This window comes from Streptomyces sp. NPDC092370 (genome assembly GCF_044755265.1).
In the GTDB taxonomy this organism is placed as follows: domain Bacteria; phylum Actinomycetota; class Actinomycetes; order Streptomycetales; family Streptomycetaceae; genus Streptomyces.
Genome location: NZ_JBIVQO010000005.1, coordinates 406,503 through 424,304, shown reverse-complemented (window position 1 = coordinate 424,304; position 17,802 = coordinate 406,503). Strand labels below are relative to the sequence as shown.

19 protein-coding genes and 2 pseudogenes are annotated in these 17,802 nt (G+C 73.7%); 14 read left to right on the top strand and 7 right to left on the bottom strand.

Going from position 1 to position 17,802, the window contains the following annotated elements:
- Window positions 1-36 precede the first annotated feature (36 nt).
- From ACIQHQ_RS18895 to ACIQHQ_RS18850, 10 genes and pseudogenes are all read left to right on the top strand, one after another.
- Window positions 37-438: pseudogene (locus ACIQHQ_RS18895) on the top strand (alpha/beta hydrolase); the annotation flags it as partial.
- Between the two features lie 94 nt (window positions 439-532).
- Window positions 533-715 (top strand): annotated as a pseudogene (locus ACIQHQ_RS18890) (hypothetical protein); the annotation flags it as partial.
- A gap of 180 nt (window positions 716-895) precedes the next feature.
- Complete coding sequence (locus ACIQHQ_RS18885; RefSeq protein ID WP_402613080.1) at window positions 896-3,100, top strand: MMPL family transporter; 2,205 nt, start codon at window positions 896-898, stop codon at window positions 3,098-3,100.
- A 5-nt stretch (window positions 3,101-3,105) separates the two neighbouring features.
- A complete protein-coding gene (locus tag ACIQHQ_RS18880; protein ID WP_402613018.1) occupies window positions 3,106-4,308 on the top strand; it encodes a sensor histidine kinase in 1,203 nt (400 codons plus the stop codon).
- Window positions 4,305-4,943: a response regulator gene (locus ACIQHQ_RS18875; protein ID WP_402613017.1), complete on the top strand. Its 639-nt coding sequence runs from the start codon at window positions 4,305-4,307 to the stop codon at window positions 4,941-4,943. Before ACIQHQ_RS18880 ends, ACIQHQ_RS18875 begins: the two co-directional genes overlap by 4 nt.
- 140 nt (window positions 4,944-5,083) lie before the next feature.
- Window positions 5,084-5,488, top strand: a complete 405-nt coding sequence (locus ACIQHQ_RS18870) for a sortase-dependent protein (RefSeq protein WP_402613016.1) — start codon at window positions 5,084-5,086, stop codon at window positions 5,486-5,488.
- Window positions 5,485-6,099, top strand: a complete 615-nt coding sequence (locus ACIQHQ_RS18865) for a class F sortase (RefSeq protein WP_402613015.1) — start codon at window positions 5,485-5,487, stop codon at window positions 6,097-6,099. Before ACIQHQ_RS18870 ends, ACIQHQ_RS18865 begins: the two co-directional genes overlap by 4 nt.
- Window positions 6,096-6,587, top strand: a complete 492-nt coding sequence (locus ACIQHQ_RS18860; RefSeq protein WP_352114132.1) for an RNA polymerase sigma factor — start codon at window positions 6,096-6,098, stop codon at window positions 6,585-6,587. The genes ACIQHQ_RS18865 and ACIQHQ_RS18860 overlap by 4 nt, the downstream gene beginning before the upstream one ends.
- A complete protein-coding gene (locus ACIQHQ_RS18855; RefSeq protein WP_402613014.1) occupies window positions 6,571-7,101 on the top strand; it encodes a hypothetical protein in 531 nt (176 codons plus the stop codon). Before ACIQHQ_RS18860 ends, ACIQHQ_RS18855 begins: the two co-directional genes overlap by 17 nt.
- Before the next feature lie 714 nt (window positions 7,102-7,815).
- Window positions 7,816-8,727, top strand: a complete 912-nt coding sequence (locus ACIQHQ_RS18850; RefSeq protein WP_402613013.1) for a putative RNA methyltransferase — start codon at window positions 7,816-7,818, stop codon at window positions 8,725-8,727.
- Here the strand turns inward: ACIQHQ_RS18850 and ACIQHQ_RS18845 are convergent.
- The 5 genes from ACIQHQ_RS18845 to ACIQHQ_RS18825 all read right to left on the bottom strand — a co-directional run bounded on the left by ACIQHQ_RS18845 (window position 8,678) and on the right by ACIQHQ_RS18825 (window position 12,051).
- Complete coding sequence (locus tag ACIQHQ_RS18845) at window positions 8,678-9,352, bottom strand: DUF4328 domain-containing protein (protein WP_402613012.1); 675 nt, start codon at window positions 9,350-9,352, stop codon at window positions 8,678-8,680. The genes ACIQHQ_RS18850 and ACIQHQ_RS18845 overlap by 50 nt on opposite strands.
- Before the next feature lie 4 nt (window positions 9,353-9,356).
- Window positions 9,357-9,719 carry a DUF952 domain-containing protein gene (locus tag ACIQHQ_RS18840; RefSeq protein WP_402613011.1) on the bottom strand — a complete coding sequence of 121 codons (363 nt, stop codon included), beginning with the start codon at window positions 9,717-9,719 and terminating at the stop codon, window positions 9,357-9,359.
- Window positions 9,716-10,690, bottom strand: coding sequence for a class A beta-lactamase (bla, locus tag ACIQHQ_RS18835; protein WP_402613010.1), 975 nt, complete (start codon window positions 10,688-10,690; stop codon window positions 9,716-9,718). The genes ACIQHQ_RS18840 and bla overlap by 4 nt, the downstream gene beginning before the upstream one ends.
- Window positions 10,691-10,839: 149 nt before the next feature.
- On the bottom strand, window positions 10,840-11,391 hold the full coding sequence (locus tag ACIQHQ_RS18830; RefSeq protein WP_390982895.1) for a TerB family tellurite resistance protein: 552 nt from the start codon (window positions 11,389-11,391) through the stop codon (window positions 10,840-10,842).
- A 372-nt stretch (window positions 11,392-11,763) separates the two neighbouring features.
- Window positions 11,764-12,051, bottom strand: coding sequence for a hypothetical protein (locus ACIQHQ_RS18825; protein ID WP_402613009.1), 288 nt, complete (start codon window positions 12,049-12,051; stop codon window positions 11,764-11,766).
- Window positions 12,052-12,257: 206 nt separating this feature from the next.
- On the opposite strand from ACIQHQ_RS18825, the gene ACIQHQ_RS18820 reads away from it, so the two are divergent.
- Window positions 12,258-12,620, top strand: coding sequence for a DUF1304 domain-containing protein (locus ACIQHQ_RS18820; protein ID WP_402613008.1), 363 nt, complete (start codon window positions 12,258-12,260; stop codon window positions 12,618-12,620).
- A 2-nt stretch (window positions 12,621-12,622) separates the two neighbouring features.
- Here ACIQHQ_RS18820 and ACIQHQ_RS18815 read toward each other — a convergent pair whose 3' ends face one another.
- Window positions 12,623-13,036, bottom strand: coding sequence for a DUF5994 family protein (locus ACIQHQ_RS18815; protein ID WP_402613007.1), 414 nt, complete (start codon window positions 13,034-13,036; stop codon window positions 12,623-12,625).
- Window positions 13,037-13,397: 361 nt separating this feature from the next.
- Here ACIQHQ_RS18815 and ACIQHQ_RS18810 point away from each other — a divergent pair, with 361 nt between their 5' ends.
- Both ACIQHQ_RS18810 and ACIQHQ_RS18805 read left to right on the top strand, forming a co-directional pair.
- Window positions 13,398-13,772: a DUF6479 family protein gene (locus tag ACIQHQ_RS18810; protein WP_402613006.1), complete on the top strand. Its 375-nt coding sequence runs from the start codon at window positions 13,398-13,400 to the stop codon at window positions 13,770-13,772.
- Between the two features lie 41 nt (window positions 13,773-13,813).
- On the top strand, window positions 13,814-14,299 hold the full coding sequence (locus tag ACIQHQ_RS18805) for a hypothetical protein (protein WP_402613005.1): 486 nt from the start codon (window positions 13,814-13,816) through the stop codon (window positions 14,297-14,299).
- A 565-nt stretch (window positions 14,300-14,864) separates the two neighbouring features.
- Here ACIQHQ_RS18805 and ACIQHQ_RS18800 read toward each other — a convergent pair.
- Window positions 14,865-16,547, bottom strand: a complete 1,683-nt coding sequence (locus ACIQHQ_RS18800) for a glycoside hydrolase family 13 protein (RefSeq protein WP_402613004.1) — start codon at window positions 16,545-16,547, stop codon at window positions 14,865-14,867.
- Window positions 16,548-16,841: 294 nt separating this feature from the next.
- On the opposite strand from ACIQHQ_RS18800, the gene ACIQHQ_RS18795 reads away from it, so the two are divergent.
- Window positions 16,842-17,777, top strand: coding sequence for an LAETG motif-containing sortase-dependent surface protein (locus ACIQHQ_RS18795; protein ID WP_402613003.1), 936 nt, complete (start codon window positions 16,842-16,844; stop codon window positions 17,775-17,777).
- The last annotated feature ends 25 nt before the right edge of the window (window positions 17,778-17,802 follow it).

The following is a 17,802-nucleotide window of genomic DNA, read 5'->3' as shown; positions in this document are numbered from 1 at the left end:
AGCGGTGCGGAAGGCGGGTACGAGGCTGGTGGCCTCCACCAGCACGCCACCGCCTGCGTCCAGTGGACCGGCGAGAAGCCCAGCCGCTACGACGGCTCCTTTCGGGCGAAGGGCTCCGCGCCGATCCTCGTGCTCGGCACGACCGGCGACCCGGACACCCCGTACCGGGACGCGGTGGCCCTGTCCCGGCAGCTCGACAACGGCCGGTTGCTCACCTTCGAGGCCGAGGGCCACACCGCCTTCGGGCGCAGCGCCTGCGCGACGGACGCCGTCACCGGCTACCTGGTGGACCTGAAGGTCCCGGCGCGTGGCACGACCTGCGCGGACGAGACCCAGCCGCCGTCCGCCCCGCCGAAGGTGGCCCCGCCGGGAACGACCCTCGGCGAACTCCGCAACGGAGTGAACGACCGCCTGGACCGCCTCGGCTCCCTGCGCTGACCGACCGCACTACGGCACCCCGCGTGCCGGGCCGCACCAGGCCCGGCACCCGGGGTGTTCGCGTTCCCAACGCGGTTCCTGCGGCTCCTCCCTCTTGACCCGCCTTGCGCGGACACGTACAACCGCACTCGCGGAAAGCGGCTACCACCCCAGGCCCCTGTCGCCGCCGCTGTCCTTCCTCGGCAGCGGCACGTACACGGCGACGGTCCACGCCGACGGCACCCCGGGCACCAGCCCGCTCCGGACCCCGGTCGTGGTCAGTACCCGGACCCTCACCGCCACCGGCACGCTCGACGTGGCCATGGCGCCGGCGGGCGGACAGGCGGTCGTCCTGAAACCGAGCCGATCCCGCAGCGGGTGGGGTTTTCCCCAGGGCCCGGGTCCACCGACCGGTGGACGGCAGGTTCAACCGAGTACCTCTGTCCCGCAACAGCCCAGCTCAGCCAGGCTTTCGGGCATGAACTCATTATCTGTGCGCCTGGCGCGCTGGAGTGCGCGGCACCCCTGGCGGGCGATCACGGGCTGGCTGGTGTTCGTGGCGCTGTGTCTGGGGCTCGGCAGTGCCGTCGGCACGAACAGTGCGAAGACGGCGGACTACCGGGTCGGCGAGGCCGGCCGCGCCGAGGCCCTGGCGGCCGAGGCGCATCTGGAGCGCAGGGCCGCCGAGCAGGTGCTGATCTCCTCCCGTTCGGGCGGCGCCCTCGACGAGGGAGCTGCCCGAACGGCCGCGGACGACCTGACCGGCCGCATGCGGCGGCTGCCCGAAGTGGCGCGCGTGGCCCGTCCGTTGTGGTCCGAGGACCGCAGGATCCTGATGGTCGAGGTGGCGCTGAAGGGCGAGGAACGGGACGCGAAGGACAAGGTCGACGCGCTCGTGGCGCAGACCTCGGCGGTGCAGAAGAGCCACCCCGGCCTGCTGCTGGAGGAGACCGGCAGCCCCTCCGTCAGCAAGGGGGTCGACAAGCAGCGCAGTGACGACCTGGCGCTGTCCGAAGCGATCACCCTTCCCGTCACCCTGGTCACGCTGATGGTGGTGTTCGGGTCGGTGACCATGGCCGGGGTGCCGTTGCTGCTGGCGCTGTCGTCGATCGCGGCTGCGGTCGGGCTCTCCATGGTCGTCTCGCACGTGTCGCCCGACGCCGGCGTCGGCACGAACGTCATCCTGATGATCGGCCTCGCGGTCGGCGTCGACTACACGCTCTTCTACCTCAAGCGCGAGCGGGAGGAACGGGCCCGCTCCGGCGGGCGGCTCTCCTCCGAGGCGCTGGTGGAACTGGCCGCCGCGACCTCGGGCCGGACGGTCGTGGTCTCCGGGCTCGCGGTGGTCGCCTCCACGGCGACGCTGTACCTGGCCTCCGACGTGATCTTCTCCTCCCTCGCGACCGGCACCATCGTGGTCGTCCTGGTCTCGGTGGCCGGCTCGCTGACGGCCCTGCCCGCGCTGCTGGTCAAGCTGGGGCGGCGTGCGGAACGCCGGGCGCTGCGGCGGACGGAGCGCGGAAAGCCGGCGCGGCGGGTACGCGGCGGCACGGGCGGCGGCCGGGTGTGGAACGCTCTGCTGCGGCCCGCCGCCCGGCATCCCCTCGCCACCCTGTGCGTCTCGGTCGTCGCGCTCCTCGCCCTCGTCGTCCCGCTGGCCGGACTGAAGATCACGGAGATGAGCCGGGACACGCACTCCCGTGACATCCCCGCGATGCAGGTCTACGACCGGCTCAACGAGGCGTTCCCGGAGCGGCGGGTGACCCACCAGATCGTCGTGCGTGCCGATGCCTCGCGGTCTTCGGAGGTCGGCGGCGCCCTGCGGGAGGTGGCCCGGCGGGCCGCGGCCGATCCGCTGTTCACCGACGCCTCGCGTGTACGGGCCTCCGCCGACGGGCGCACCAGCACCCTCGAACTGATGGTGCCGCACCTCGGCAACTCCGACGAGGCGTACGACTCCCTGGACCGGCTCCGGGACGACTTCCTGCCCGCGACCGTCGGCCGGATCACCGGCGCCGAGTACGGCGTCTCCGGCGACGTCGCCCGCTACGCCGACTATCCCGCCCACCAGAACGGCAAACTGCCTTTGGTTCTGGGCGCGTTGCTGCTGGTGACGTTCGCGATGACCGTGTACGCCTTCCGTTCGGTGGTGCTCGGACTGCTCGGCGTCGGCCTGAACCTGCTGTCCGCCGCGGCGGCGCTCGGGCTGCTCGTGCTGGTCTTCCAGGGGACGTGGGCCGAGGGGTTGCTGGACTTCCGCTCCACCGGCTCGATCGGGTCGCGCGTACCGCTGTTCCTCTTCGTGATCCTCTTCGGGCTGTCGATGGACTACCAGGTGTTCGTGGTGAGCCGGATCCGGGAGGCCGTGCTCGCGGGGGTGCCCACGCGGCAGGCCGTGCTGGACGGGATCCGTTCCTCGGCGAGCGTGGTGACCAGCGCGGCGGTGGTGATGACGACTGTGTTCGCGAGCTTCGTCTTCCTGCACATCATCGAGATGAAGCAGATGGGCTTCGTCCTGGCGGCGGCCGTTCTGATCGACGCGTTCGTGGTCCGGGTCATGGTCCTGCCGGCGGCGATGCTGCTGCTGGGCGAGGCGAGTTGGTGGCCCGCGCGGCCGGGGCGGCGAACTGTGGCGGCACCGGAGAAAAGGTCGTCCTCACGTCCGGCGGTCGACGTACGTTGAGGGGCATGACCGCTCTCGCCGGGTCCACCCCCGACGCCTTATGGGCCACGTCACTGCGCCGCTGGAACACGGTGTGCTGGCTGCTGTTCGCCGTGATGGCCGTCGGGCTGGTCGCCATGGACCGGCCCGGCGAGAGCAAGTACGCGGCTCTGGCGCTGCTGGGCGGGGTGGTGCTGTCGTACGCGGTCCTGGACCGCTTCCCGTCCAATCCCGTCGTACGGCCGCACGTGTACCTGTCGGTGCTGGTGGCCGCGCTGGGCGCGCTGGCGTATCTGCGGGGCAACTACGCGGCGCTGTTCATGGTGACGCTGCCGCACTACTGGATGTTCGGGCGGACGCCGAGGGCCTCGATGGTGTTCCTGGGGCTCGCCACGGCCGCCACCACGGCCGGCAGCGTGCTGCGGCAGGGCTGGTCGGTGGAGTTCTTCACCGTGACGCTCGTGTCCACGCTGATCGTCGTCGCCGTGGGAGTGCTGATCGGGCTGTGGGCGCACTCGGTGGTCGGGCAGAGCGCCGAACGGGCCCGGCTGATCATCGAACTGGAGCAGGCTCAGGCCGAGTTGTCCGAGGCGCACCAGCGTCAGGGCGCGGCGGACGAGCGGGAGCGGATGGCGAGGGAGATCCACGACACCCTCGCACAGGGCTTCGCCTCGATCATCGTGCTCGCCGAGGCGGCCAGGGCGGGGCTCGACTCCGATCCGGCGCGCAGCGCCCAGCAGTTGCGGTCGATCGAGTCGACGGCCCGGGAGAACCTCGCCGAGGCCCGGGAACTGGTCGGCTCACCCCAGCTCCCCGGCCAGGCGTACGCCGGTTCGGTGGCGCAGACCCTCCGCCGGATCCTGGACCGTTTCGCCGAGGACACCGGCCTCACGGTCGACGCCGACCTGGCGGACCTGGAGTGCGACCAGCAGACCCGCATCGCGCTGCTGCGCTGCACCCAGGAGTCCCTGGCCAACGTGCGCAAGCACGCCCGCGCCTCGACGGTCGGTGTGGTCCTGGCCCGGCACCCGTACGGCGTGGAGCTCGAGATCACCGATGACGGGACCGGGTTCGTGGCGGAGTCCTCGTCGGGCTTCGGCCTGGACGGCATGCGCAAACGGCTGGCGGAGCTGGGAGGGAGGCTGACGGTGACGAGTTCGCTGGGCGACGGGACACGGGTGCTGGCGTTGATACCTCCGGCCGCCGCGGAGAGCGGGGCGACGGCATGACCGGCGGAGCGCTCCGCGTCATCGTGGTGGACGACCACACCGTCATGCGGGCCGGGGTGGTGGCCCTCCTCGCCTCCGAGACCGGCATCGAGATCGTCGGTGAGGCGGGCGACGGCCGCGCCGCCCTCGGCCTCGTCGAGCGCCACGAGCCCGATGTCGCCCTGGTCGACCTGCGGATGCCGGTGCTGGACGGGGTGGCCACGACGACCGAGATCGTGCGGCGCTTCCCCCGCACCCGGGTGCTGATCCTGACGACGTACGACACCGACGCGGAGATCGAGCGCGCGGTGGAGGCGGGGGCGATCGGCTACCTCCTGAAGGACACCACCCGTGAGCAATTGGCCGACGCGATCCACGCGGCGGCGCGCGGTGAGACGGTGCTGGCACCCCGGGTGGCCGAACGGCTGGTCGCCCGCATGCGCCAGCCCGCCCAGATCCCGCTCACCGCCCGGGAGTCGGACGTCCTGAACGCGGTCGCGGACGGCCTGACCAACGCCGAGATCGGCCGTCGCCTCGTCATCGCCGAGGCCACGGTGAAGACGCATCTGCTCCGGCTGTTCGCCAAGCTCGACGTCAACGACCGCACGAGGGCGGTGGTGGTGGCGATGGAACGGGGGCTGTTGCACAGGCCTTGAGCCCTTGAACCGGCGTGACCACACGCGATCGGGCCTTTGCCATCTCTTTACAACCCGTCCCTCGGCCGCCTCGTCTCTCCGCACGACCCGTCACCCAACCCGCCCTTCACCGGGCGGGACCGACGAAGGAGAGCGTTCCCATGCGCCGAACCGTCCTCACCGCCCTGGCCCTCGCGGGTACTGCCGTACTCCTGGGCACGGGACCCGTGTTCGCGAGCGAGACGGCGACCCCGCGCCCGGCCCCGACGTCCGTCGAGCCCACCCAGCGGCCGGAGGACAGCGCCGAACCGACGGCCAGCGCCGAGCCGACCCGCGCGCCGGCCGAGGACACGCCGGCCCCGGACGACGAGCCGACCCGGGCACCGGCCGAGGACCAGGTCTCCGTCGTCCCGAGCGGCGCGCCCGACACCGGGGTGACACCCGCGTCCCAGGCCTCCGACTCCGGCTTCGACGGCACGGCGCTCGGCGCGGGCGCCGCCGCGGTGCTCGCCCTGGGCGGCGGCACCGTCCTCGTCGTACGCCGCCGCCGGGCGACCGGGGCATGAGCTCGTTCTCCAGGCGCGCGTTCACGGCCGGGGCGCTGGCGTCCGTGCTGACGGCGTGCGGGAGCAACGGGACCACCGCGCCGCGGGCGAGGACCACCGCTCGGCCGGTTCCGGCCGAGCGGGCCCGCCCCCTGGCCCGTTCGGTCCCGGTGCGGCTGCTGATCCCGGCCATCGGCGTCGACACCCCGGTCATCCGGCTGGGCCTGGCGGCCGACGGCACGGTGCAGGTGCCGCCGGTCACGGCCCACGACCGGGCCGGCTGGTACCGGCACTCGCCGACGCCCGGCCGGACCGGCCCGTCGGTGCTCCTCGGCCATGTCACGGCCGGCCCCTACGGCGACGGCGTCTTCCGCCACCTCGCCCGGCTGCGCCGGGGTGACCGGATCGTTGCGCGCCTGGAGAACGGCACCGCGGCGGAGTTCGCCGTCACGGCCGTACGCACGATCCCGAAAACCGACTTCCCGGCGGACGACGTCTACGGGAACGTGGACCGCCCGGAGCTGCGGCTGATCACGTGCGGGGGTGCGCGGACCGGCGACGGTTACGCGGACAACGTCATCGTGTTCGCGGCGCTGAGCGGCTCCGGGTCCCCCACCCCTGGAGAGCGTTGAAACGGTCCCGCGAGAAGGCCGCGTCCGAGCTGTTCGCCGCCCTCTACCCGCGCCTCGCCGGCTGGTGCCGCCGTCTCGTCGACGACGACGGGACGGCTCACGAGATCGCCTCCGAGGCGTTCACCCGGCTCTGGGCCCGCTGGACGTCCGTGGAGGAACCGCGCGGCTTCCTCTACGTCACCGCGGCCAATCTCGTCCGGGACCACTGGCGCAAGCTGGAGCGCGAGCGCCGGGCCATGCACCGCGTCACCTCGGAAGCCGCCGTACGCCCCCACGCCGAGCAGGCCGACCCGTCGGTGCGGCTGCTCGTGCAGTCGCTGCCGGAACGACTGCGCGTCCCGATCCTCCTCCACTACTACGCTGACATGCCGATCCGGGAGGTGTCCGCACTGACCGGGCGCAAGGAAGGAACTGTCAAGGCCGACCTGCACGCGGCCCGGGAACTGCTCCGCGTCCACCTGAGGAGAAGCCTTGACCACACGCCTTGACGGAGACCCGGGCGACCCGGAGTTCGCCCCCGACGACCCGCTCGCCGTGATCCTGCGCCCCTCCTCCCCCGACTACCTGGGCGCGCCCGCCGGCCAGTACGAGGTGATCCGCCGCCGTGCGACCCGCCGGCGTCTGCTGCGCGCCGCGGCCGGGGCGGGCCTGTGCTGCGTCGCCGCCGCGCTCATCACGCTCCCCCTGCGCCTCACGGCACCCGAACGCCCCACCACTCCGACGATCCCCATGGCCCCGCCCACCCCACGGGTGACACCACCCGCCCCGACAGCGCCCACCACCCCGGCGCCGTCCCCGGCCGAGTCCCGCCCCTCGTCCCCGCACACGCCCCGCCCGGCCACCGACGTTCCCCGTGCGTCCGTCCCCGGCACCCGCGCCCCGGAGGAGCCGGCCGGCCCGGCGGACCCGTCCCGTACCCCGTCGGCCACCCCCACCTCGATACGCCCCGGCCCGTCGGCGGGCCGCCCGAGCACGGACCGGGGAGTGGCCGACAGCCGCTGACCGGCCCCGCGGGGCCCGGGTCGGTCACCCCGCCCCCGCCGCCGCACCCGCTCCGCCACCTCGCCCTCCTCGGTCTCCCACCAGGGCCACACGCGTGCGGGAGCTCCTTCCGCAGCGGCCGCGGAGGCGGCGAGTTCGCCGCCGAGGCGCCGGTCCAGCACGGCCGTCCGGGCACGCTCGGCACGTGCCCATTGCGCGAGGACCGCCAGCGGGAAGGGGATCGCGACCAGTTCGGCGATGCCCGGCATGGCGCCGAGCAGCAGCGCGGGAACGTCCGGCTGCCACGATCCCAGCAGCCGTCCGACGGTCGGTTCCGGCAGGTACACAGCCGACAGTTCGCTCACCAGCGGACGACAACCCCCGAAGTCCCGGGGGCCTGCGGCAGGGTGGGCGCGGCCCGCACGAGGCCAGGAGGTGTTCAGGCGCGTGCACGTCCCGTCGGTCGTTCGCCTCGGCCGGGCGGCTCGTCGTGGCGTTCGGAGGCAGTCGCTAGCCTTGCCGTATGGCCCTGGCATGCAACGCCCTTCCCCACTGCTTCCTCTGACGCCGCGGTGAGGACGGCGATGTGACGGACTCACGTCGCCATCCTCGGCGTACCCGCACCCCGGCCGCCGGTGCACGGCGGCCGGCCGGCGGGCGCCGACGTCTCACCGTCCGTCACCCGCACGCGGCGTCCCCGCTTCCCGGCGGTGCGCCGCGTTCCGAGGAGCACCCATGCCGTCCGACCGACTCCTGTCCGTCCTGACCTGCCCCCAGTGCCCGGCCCGCCTCCAGCGCTTCGGCGGCGCCCTGCGCTGCGCCAACCGGCACACCTTCGACATCGCCCGGCACGGCTACGTCAGCCTGCTGACCGGCCACCGCCGCGCCCCGAGCGCCGACTCCCCCGACATGGTCCGCTGCCGCGCCGCGTTCCTGCGCGCCGGGCACTACGACCCGCTCGCCCGCGCCCTAGCGAAGCTCGCCACGGAACTGGCCCCGCCCGACGCGACCGTGCTGGACGCGGGGGCGGGCACCGGCCACTACCTCGCGGCGGTCCTGGACGCCCTCCCCCGGGCCCTCGGTCTGGGACTGGACAGCTCCGTGCCCGCCCTGCGCGCGGCGGCCCGCGCGCACGCCCGTGCCGAGGCCGCCGGCTGGGACGTGTGGCAGCCGTGGCCCGTCCGCACCGGCTGCGCCGACCTCGTCCTCAACGTCTTCGCACCCCGCAACGGCCCCGAGTTCCACCGCGTCCTCGCCCCGGACGGCGCGCTGCTCGTCGTCACCCCCACCGCCCGGCACCTGAGCGAACTGCGTCCCTCCACGGGGCTGCTGGCCGTCGACCCCGGGAAGGAGGAGCGCCTGCGCCGGAGTCTGGCGGCGCACTTCCGGCACGAGCGCGCCGAGTCGCTGGAGTACGCGATGAGCCTCACGGCCGAGGAGGTCACCGGCCTGGTGACCATGAGCCCGGCCGCGCATCACGTCGACGCGGAACAACTGCGCGAGTGCATCGGGGAGTTGGAGACACCGGTGCGGGTGACCGCCTCGTTCGTCGCGTCGGTGTACCGGCCGCGTCGAGGACGGGCCGGAACGCTCCCTACTAGGCGGCCCGGGCGAGTTCGTCCACGCGCCGCTGCTGGGCCGCCGTGAGCGTGGAGATCATCAGGGCCGCGGCCCCGGCCGCGGCCACGATCACCAGGTCGGCGGCGACCAGGGGGAGGACGCCGTGGTAGGCGCGGACGATGACCTCGTCCGTGTCGTCGGCGTAGATGAGCCCCACGCCGCCGGCCAGACCGGCCAGCCACAGGCCCCACCACCCGTTCACGACGGCGGGCAGCCGGTGCTCGGGGAAGACCGAGCGGTGGACGTCCGCGACGAGGCCCCGGGGTATCCACAGATTCACGACGGGCACGATCCAGCCCAGCCAGAGCCAGGGGTAGCTGTAGCGCGGTTCCGCGCCCGAGAGGGCCCTGGCGTTGTCCCGCATCCGGTCCAGCCAGAACAGGAACGCGATGGCGCAGACGGCCGTGACGCTGCTGCCGACCGAGTCGACCAGGTGGTAGGAGTCCTCCAGCGTGTTCAGCGGACGGTGCACGCCGCCGCCCTGGTCGGGCGGGCCGGACACAGGCTCTCCGGCCGCGGCGAGCCGGAGGTGCCAGACCGCCCGGACCACCCAGGCCAGTGCGGCGAGGGCGAGGGCTCCGATGGCGCAGAGGGCCGTTCCCCGGACGGGGCGGAGGGCGGGCGCGGCAGGGCTGGACTTCTGTTCGATCACCTGGTCATCCTGCCGTACGCAGTTCCGAGGCCCGGCCGTTTTCGTCCCACCTCACTTCGAGGACGTGGTCGACGGCGTCCCGGTCGAGGGGGCCGAACACATGCGGGAACAGGGTGTCGCCGGTGACGCCGGGCGGCGGGGCGGGGGCCGCAGCCTCCCACTCCACGCGGGCGGTGAGCCGCGCCTCGTCGAGGGCGAGCACGAGCAGGGGCCGGGGCGCGTCCCGGTAGAAGGCGTTGACGACGGCCAGGGTGGTCGCCTCGTCCGGGGAGCAGTGCACGAAGCCCTCCTCGGCGAGGGAGGTGGGCGCGTACGCCTGACCCGGGGCGGTGTTCCAGACGGTGAGCGGTACGACGTGATAGATCATGGCCCCGTTATAGACGCCGACGGGAGCGCCGGGAGCCGCAGGGCGGCGATGGTCCGCCGGGTCGCTTCGGCGATCAGGGCGTCCGAGGGGTCGGTGTCGTAGCCCGGCCGGTCGGTCATGACGGCCAGCACGAGCGGCCCGGTGCGCGGCGGGTGGACGACCGCGATGTCGTTGGCCCGGCCGTAGTTGCCCGTCCCGGTCTTGTCGGCCACCTTCCAGCCCTCGGGGAGCCCGGCCCGGATGCGGCGGGCGCCGACATCGGTGGCGTTGCGCGAGAGCCAGTCCATGAGGAGCCGGCGATCACGGGCGGGCAGGGCGGTGCCCAGGAGGAGCCTGCGGAAGTCGGTGGCGATCGCCTGCGGGGTGGTGGTGTCGGCGGGGTCGTCCGGCGGTACGTCGTGCAACTCGGGCTCGTAGTGGTCCATGCGGCTCGTGGTGTCGCCGAGCCGGCGCAGATAGGCGGTGAGCCCGGCGGGGCCGCCGATGTCGCGCATCAGCAGATTGCCCGCCGTGCCGTCGCTGTGGCGGACCGCGGCGTCGCAGAGCTCACGGAGCGTCATCCCGGTCGCGACGTGTTTTCCGGTGACCGGCGAGGTGGAGCGCAGGTCGGCCTCGGTGTAGGTGACGCGGCGGTCCAGGCCGCCCGGAGAGCGGTGGTGCAGGACCGCCGCCGCGACGAGCGCCTTGAACGTCGAGCAGAACGCGAAGCGCTCGCCGGCGCGGTGGACGACGGTGGCACCGGTCCCGGTCGCGAGGGCGTAGACACCGACACGGGCGCCGTACGCGCGCTCCAGGTCCGCCAGCCGGGGCCGGTGGACAGGGGGTCCACCGGCCGGCGTGCCGGTGGGCGTAGGGGTTCGCCGCCTCGCATCGCCGGCGGGGCGGTCGTCCGTACCGCAAGCCGCGAGCGGGAGCAGGACCGAGGCGGCCAGGAGGGCGCGGCGCGAGGGGGCGGTCCGGTCGGGGGTCATGCGGCGGGCTCCTTCACCACGTGGCCGAGGGGAGCTCCGGTGCTCCCGTCCCGGCGGTCCTGCGGGGTTTTGTCGCTCGGAGCCTCCCGGGCCGGCGGCCGGCACGCCGTGGACGACCGGCCGGCGGAGCCGCCCCCGTGGCCCACCGGTCAGAGCTGGAACTCGGCCGGGGACACCCCCAGCGCCGCGCAGGCCTCCCGCAGGACCGTCGCCTCCGCCTGGGAGAAGTGCCCGTCGGCACCGGCGATGACCATGCCCGTCTGGATCACGGCCCTGGCCTCGGTGGGCTTCTTGGCGGCCTTCGCGATCTCCTGCATCGCCTCGGTCTTGCCGAGCAGGAAGTTGGCGGTCAGCTGGTCCACATGCTTGTTGAAACGCTGGCGCAGCTGCTCCGGCGGGAAGTTCTGCAGCACGTCGTTGCTGAGGATCATCGACTCGACCTGCTGGCGCTCGGCCGGGTCCACCTGCCCGTCGGCCGCCGCCACCAGGGCGCACATCGCCATGCTCGCGTCCCGGTACGCACCGCTCTTCAGCTCGTTCTTCAGCGACCCGAGCTGCGTCTTGAACAGGCCGACCAGCTGGGCCTTGCCGCCACCACCGGACCTCGTCCCACCGCTGTGTCCGCCGGCCGGCGCACTCCGCCCGCCCTGCCCCTGCTGGAGAGCCTTGGCCTGGTCCTTGAGCCGGTCCCACACTGCCATTGAGGTCACCTCGGTACTAGTCGGCATCACCTACCGCACGAGCTCACGCGCGCACACCCATCCAACGCCCGGCACCCGGGCAAAGGTTCCGCAAAACGAAAGGCGACTGCCCGCACCCCGACGCCGGGTGCGGGCAGTCGCGATGACGAACGTCCGGTGTCGTCGCGGGAGCGGAGCCTCAGGCGCGGGGCGAGGCGGAAAGCCGCGAAACCCACCACTTCCAGGGCCGCGGCCGCCACGAGGAGGAGACCCATGCCGCCCGCGCGGTGGCGGCGAGGCTGCCGCCGTCGAAGCCCATCGACGCGCCGCCCGTGGTCGAGAATGCCGTCGCCCGCGATGACGAACGTCCGGTGTCGTCGCGGGAGCGGAGCCTCAGGCGCGGGGCGAGGCGGAAAGCCGCGAAACCCACCACTTCCAGGGCCGCGGCCGCCACGAGGAGGAGACCCATGCCGCCCGCGCGGTGGCGGCGAGGCTGCCGCCGTCGAAGCCCGTCGACGCGCCGCCCGTGGTCGAGATGCCGTCGCCGCCGGTCGTGCCGGAGGTGCCGCCGCCGGCCGTCGTGCCGGTCTCCGCGGAAGGGCTCGGGTCGGTCGTGAGGCTCGGGGACGGGGTCGAACACGACTCGTGGGACAGCTGATGAAGCCTGGGGCTGCCGGTCAACCCGAGAGTGGTTGATTCCGGACACGGGGACGGCCTTGCGGAGCGCGCGGGCGGGAAGACCGGGCCCGGCTCCCGAGCGGCACACGCGGGGACGCGACGGCCGGGCCCGGCCTTCCTCTGGCCGCAATCTGCCACCCGGCGCGTCCCGCCGCCTCCCGGGAGGGCCCGAACGAGGACGGCCGGGGCGGGCCTGTGATGATGAGCGCATGTCGACCGTCGCCACGCTCGCGGTACTGGCCCTCGCCGCGCTCCACGTGTACATCCTGGTGCTGGAGATGTTCCTGTGGACCACGCCGCGGGCCCGGGCCGCCTTCGGCACCAGCGCCGAGTTCGCCGCCGCCACGAAGGCCCTGGCGGCGAACCAGGGCCTCTACAACGGCTTCCTCGCCGCCGGCCTGGTGTGGGGCGCGGTGGCGTCCGACCCGGTGGGCTTCCGGGTCTCGGTGTTCTTCCTCGTGTGCGTGGCGATCGCGGGGCTCTACGGCGCCGCCACCGCCAGCCGGAAGATCCTCTTCGTCCAGACCGTCCCGGCGCTGGCCGCCCTGGCCCTGGTGCTGCTGGCGCGCTGACGTCAGACGCCCTCTGCGACGGCCTGTTCCATGAGCCGGACGGCCTCCGCCTCCTCGGTGGCGGGCGGCACCACCAGCAGGTCCCAGCGGCCGCGGCCGGGTGCGAGCAGGCAGACGGTGTGCGGGGCGGTCGGCGAGTCCGTGCGGCCGACGTGCACCGCCTGCCCCGCGACGACCAGCCGCTCCGGGCAGGACGGCCAGGTGTCCCCGTTGACCAGGACGCTGCCGATCCTGCCCCAGGCATCCGGCAGTCCGCCGAGCAGCCCGGGCAGTTCGGCGGACAGGTCGTAGGAGCGGGGCCACCACGCCCCGTCGATCCGGCGGGCGGTGGGCCCCTGGCGCGGCTGGTCCGCGAGCCGTAGCCGGACCTCGGACGGCGCGGGGACGGACGGCGGGGGCGAAGAGGCGGACGTCATCGAGGGGCTCCTGCTGCGGATGGGGTGCGTGGCGAGGAGGTGGGGAGGCCGCGGGCCCGGTGGGAGGTCCCGGGAGTGCGTGGAGCGCCGGGAGTGAGACCGGTTCGGCCACCGGTTGCGGCATACCCCCGGTTCCTCCACCGTACCCCGCGGGCGGCACGGGAGCCGGGGCCGACCGCGCCGCGCCGAGACGTCGTCCCCTCCTCGTGCAAGGGCTGGACGAGGTGCGCGGGCGGGCCCCGGTCGTCGGCGGCCTGCGCCCCGCCGGACATCACGCCGGGCGGGACGGCCGAGGCAGCCCAGGTTTTCACCATGGGGCATTCCGGGCGCTTTATGCCATTTCGTCGGCGATACTTGGGGCATGAATACGGCAACGTACGCAGAACTGGCGGCCTCGTCAGATCACGCGGTCGCCGTGACCCTCGCCTTCGTCGGCGGGCTGATCGTGGCCTGTGCGCTGATCTGGGCCGTGCGGGTCGGGATGCGGGTCATGGACACGGACACCCATCACCCCGCCCCCGAGGAGCAGCCGCACATGCCGGACACCGGGCCGGTCCGCGAGATGCGGGAGATGCGGGAGCCCGACGACGTGCCGGTCGTGGCGCGCGACGGTCAGCGGATTATGCCGCACGAGCTGCATCGCGCGAGCACCCGGACCGGCAAGGACCAGAATCCGCGCCGATGGTCGCCCGGATCCAGCGGATCCTTCGGTGGCGGCGGACTCGGACGCACATGAGGCCGTAGGCCCGAGGGCCGGCGGTCCCCCAGGGAGGCGACATGGCTGCCCGCCACCGGACGCGTGGGGCGACGGCAGGAGCGGCCCTGGCGCTGGCCCTGTCCGCCGTGCTCGCGGGCTGCGGCGACGAGAGCCCGGCGGACACCGCGAGGAAGGCGGAGTCCGCGGTGGGGTCCATCGCCTCGGAGGCCTCCGAGGCGGTCGAGTCCGCCACGGCCGAGGCCGGGCACCGGCTCGACGCCATCCAGGGCGGCACCGACGTCAAGGACGACGTGAGGACCGGTCCGACCGCCACCGGGACCGACGGCCGGGTCCGCACGGAGGTCACCGTCCGCAACACCGACGACGCGTCCCGGTCCTTCGCCGTCCAGGTCGCCTTCCGGGACGCCGGGGGACGGCTGGTCGACACGGTCATCGTCACGGTGGACCACGTGCGGGCCGGCTACTCGGCCACGGCCACCGCCCGCAGCACCCACGACCTGCCCGGGAAGATCCGGGCGGAGGTGGCCCGGGCGCTGCGCTACTGACCCGAGCCGGTCTGCGTCACGCAGATGCCGATCCGGTCGTTCATCGCGCTCAGCCCGTCGACCGAGCCACGGCGGCCGGAGGCGTCGAGCGGCGTGCCGGTCACCCGGGTGCCCCGGGGCGCGTGAGCGTCAGTGACGCGCCCTCAGCGGCCTCCGGGACGCCCGCGGCCTCGGGCGTGCCGGTCACCCGGGCGCCCCGGGCGCGTGAGCGTCAGTGACGCGCCCTCAGCGGCCTCCGGGACGCCCGCGGCCTCGCCGACGCCCTCCCGGCCGGGTGCGATGGTCGCGGCACCCCACAGCCCGCCGTCCCGGGCCGGTGCCGGGGAGCGGGAGCACTCCCACCGCGAGGGCCCCGCAACGGCTGCTGTCCAGGTGCACCCGCTTCATCGCGGGCGGGGTTCCCTGTCCGGACACGGCCTGAAGAAGACCCTCGGGCGACGATCCTTCCGGGCACCCTTTCGGGGCACGCCCTGGTGGGCCGGGCGAGTGGCCCCCGCGCCCCCGACGGGGCGCGGGGGCCACAGCATGACCCTCACCAGGGCGCCGGGCGCTGAGCGCTGAGCGCTCAGCGTCCGAGCCACGCCGTCGTGTCCGGACCGAGCAGGCCGTCCTCCAGGGGCGCGCTGGTCAGCAGGACCTCACCGGCCGGCAGTCCGACCGGCGTGCCGGACAGGTTCGTGACGCAGTGCCAGCCCGCGCAACGGTCGAACCGGAGCACGCCGTCCGGGGCGTCCTCCGCCCAGGTCAGCTCCTCGCCGTCGAGGAGCTTGCGGCGCAGCCGCAGGGCGGTGCGGTACAGCTCCAGGGTGGAGCCCTCGACTCCGTCCTGCGCCTGGACGGCGTGGGCGGCGAAGCCGGCTGGCTGCGGCAGCCAGGCACCGCCGGGCCCGAAGCCGTACGAGGGTCCGGCCGTCGTCCACGGCAGGGGCACCCGGCAGCCGTCGCGGCCCTTGCGGACGTGGCCCGTCTGCTCCCAGATCGGGTCCTGGAGCACTTCGGTGGGCAGGTCGGGGACCTCGGGCAGGCCGAGTTCCTCGCCCTGGTAGACGTAGGCCGAGCCGGGCAGCGCCAGCATCAGCAGGGTGGCCGCCCTGGCCCGGCGCAGCCCGGCCTCCGGGTCGACCGCCGGGGCGTGGCCGCCGGAGAGCAGCCAGGCGTTGAGGTCGGTGTCGGGCGGCAGCATCAGACGGGAGGCGTGCCGGATCACGTCGTGGTTGGACAGCACCCAGGTGGCCGAGGCGCCCGCGGCCCGGGCGGTGGCGAGCGAGTCGGTGATGACCTGCCTGAGTTCGTCCGCGTCCCAGCCGGCCTCCAGGTACTCGAAGTTGAAGGCCTGGCCCAGCTCGTCCGGGCGGGCGTACAGGACGCGCCGGGCGCCGGGCACCCACGCCTCGGCGACGGCCATGCGGGGCGGGCGGTAGGCGTCGAGGATCTTGCGCCAGTCGCGGTAGATCTCGTGCACGTCGTCGCGGTCGTAGAAGGGGTGGGTGCCGGGCGGCAGCGCGGTGAGTGCCTCCTCGCGGCTCAGCTCGGGCCGGCCGAGGTCGCGCAGCGGTTCGCTCAGGTCCTTGACGAGGGCGTGGGCGACGTCGACCCGGAAGCCGTCGACCCCGCGGTCGGACCAGAAGCGCAGGGTGGTGCGGTAGTCGGCGCGGACCTCCTGGTTCTCCCAGTTGAGGTCGGGCTGTTCGGGGGCGAACAGGTGCAGGTACCACTGGCCGTCGGACACCCGCTTCCACGCGCTGCCGCCGAAGACGGACTGCCAGTCGGTGGGCGGGAGTTCGCCGTGCTCGCCGCGGCCGTCGCGGAAGACGTAGCGGTCGCGGGCCGGCGAGCCGGGACCTGCGGACAGGGCCTCCTGGAACCACGCGTGTTGGTGCGAGGAGTGGTTGGGCACGATGTCGACGATGACCTTCAGACCGAGGCGGTGGGCCTCGGCGACCAGGGCGTCGAAGTCGTCGAGGGTGCCCAGGCGCGGGTCGACGCCCCGGGGGTCGGCGACGTCGTAGCCGCCGTCGGCGAGCTCGGAGGGGTAGAAGGGGCTCAGCCACAGGGCGTCCACGCCCAGGGCGGCGAGGTGGGTGAGGCGGCGGGTGATGCCGCGCAGGTCACCGAGTCCGTCACCGTCGGCGTCGGCGAAGCTGCGCGGGTAGATCTGGTAGACGACGGCCTGGCGCCACCAGTCCGGATCCCGGGACGACAGGTCGAGGGTGGAGCGATCGGTCACGCGGTCTCCTTCGAAGGGCATACGGGCGACAGCATTGAATCTGTCCAGAATGCCGGAAAAAGGAACCATCACGCTGATCGGAGTGATCCATTCCTGCTGTGATGAAAGTGTGACGGCAGAGCAACTTCCTTTACATCAGCGCAGGTTGACAGCGTGCTGCGGCGCCGCCACGATGGGGGCTCGCTGAGGCGCATGTGACCAATGAGCCCAGTGTTTCTCAGACCACTCACCCCCGGTGCGGCCCCGGCAGCCGTGCGCCGCGCGCTGCCCGCATGCCGCCACCCGGGTTCTGCACACGCCAAGAATGGGATACGCATGTCCATAGCGAGACGTGTCACCGCGCGCCGCCTGCTGGGGACGGGCGCCGCGGCCCTCGCCCTCTGCGCCGCCTCCGCCACCACCGCGTTCGCCCAAGGTACGCCCGGCGGTGACGGCTGGTCGTCCGGCGGCAGTTACAAGCCCGGCACCGGTGCGGGCACGGAGACCGGGACCGATCGCTGCCAGTTCTCGCTCGACGGCGCGAACTTCCACGACTCGGTCAAGGTCGACGACCAGAACCTGAAGCCGACCGAGGACGGCAAGGTCCACATCAAGGTCCGCACCGCCGGTGACGCCGTCACCTGCACGGCCTCCCTCGCGTCCTACCTCGCGCACGGCGCGACGTTCGCGACCTCCGGCGAGCAGGTGTTCGTCGACTTCGACACGGTGACGGTCAAGCCGGGCGCCACCGACTCGCTCGACATCGCCATCCCGGACAAGGACTGCTTCGGGCAGATCGACCTCTACCGGGGCGCCGTGAAGTTCGACGGCGAGCTGGACGCGAAGGACGGCTTCGAGCACGGCGAGCTGCCCAAGGGCCCGGACCGCCCGGTCATCAAGGACAAGCTGATCGCGGCCTGGAACGGCGGCACGAAGGACTGCACGACCCCGCCGCCGGCGGAGGAGGAGCCCCCGGCCTCCACGCCGCCCGCGTCCCCCTCCGAGCCGGCCGAGGAGACGACCCCTCCGGCGTCCCCGTCCGAGCCGGCCGAGCCCTCGACGCCGCCGTCCTCCGACACGGACACGCCCACCCCGAGTGCCTCCGAGTCGACGCCCACCGCTCCCAAGCCGAACGGCGGTGGCGGTGACCTCGCCGAGACCGGCGCCAACAGCAGCACCGGCCCGATCGCCTTCGGCGCGGCGGCCCTGCTGGCGGGCGGCGCGGCCCTCGTCGTCGTGACCCGCCGCCGTGCGGCCAAGCGCGGCGCGTAGGACGCCCGAGCCTGAAGAGCGCCCG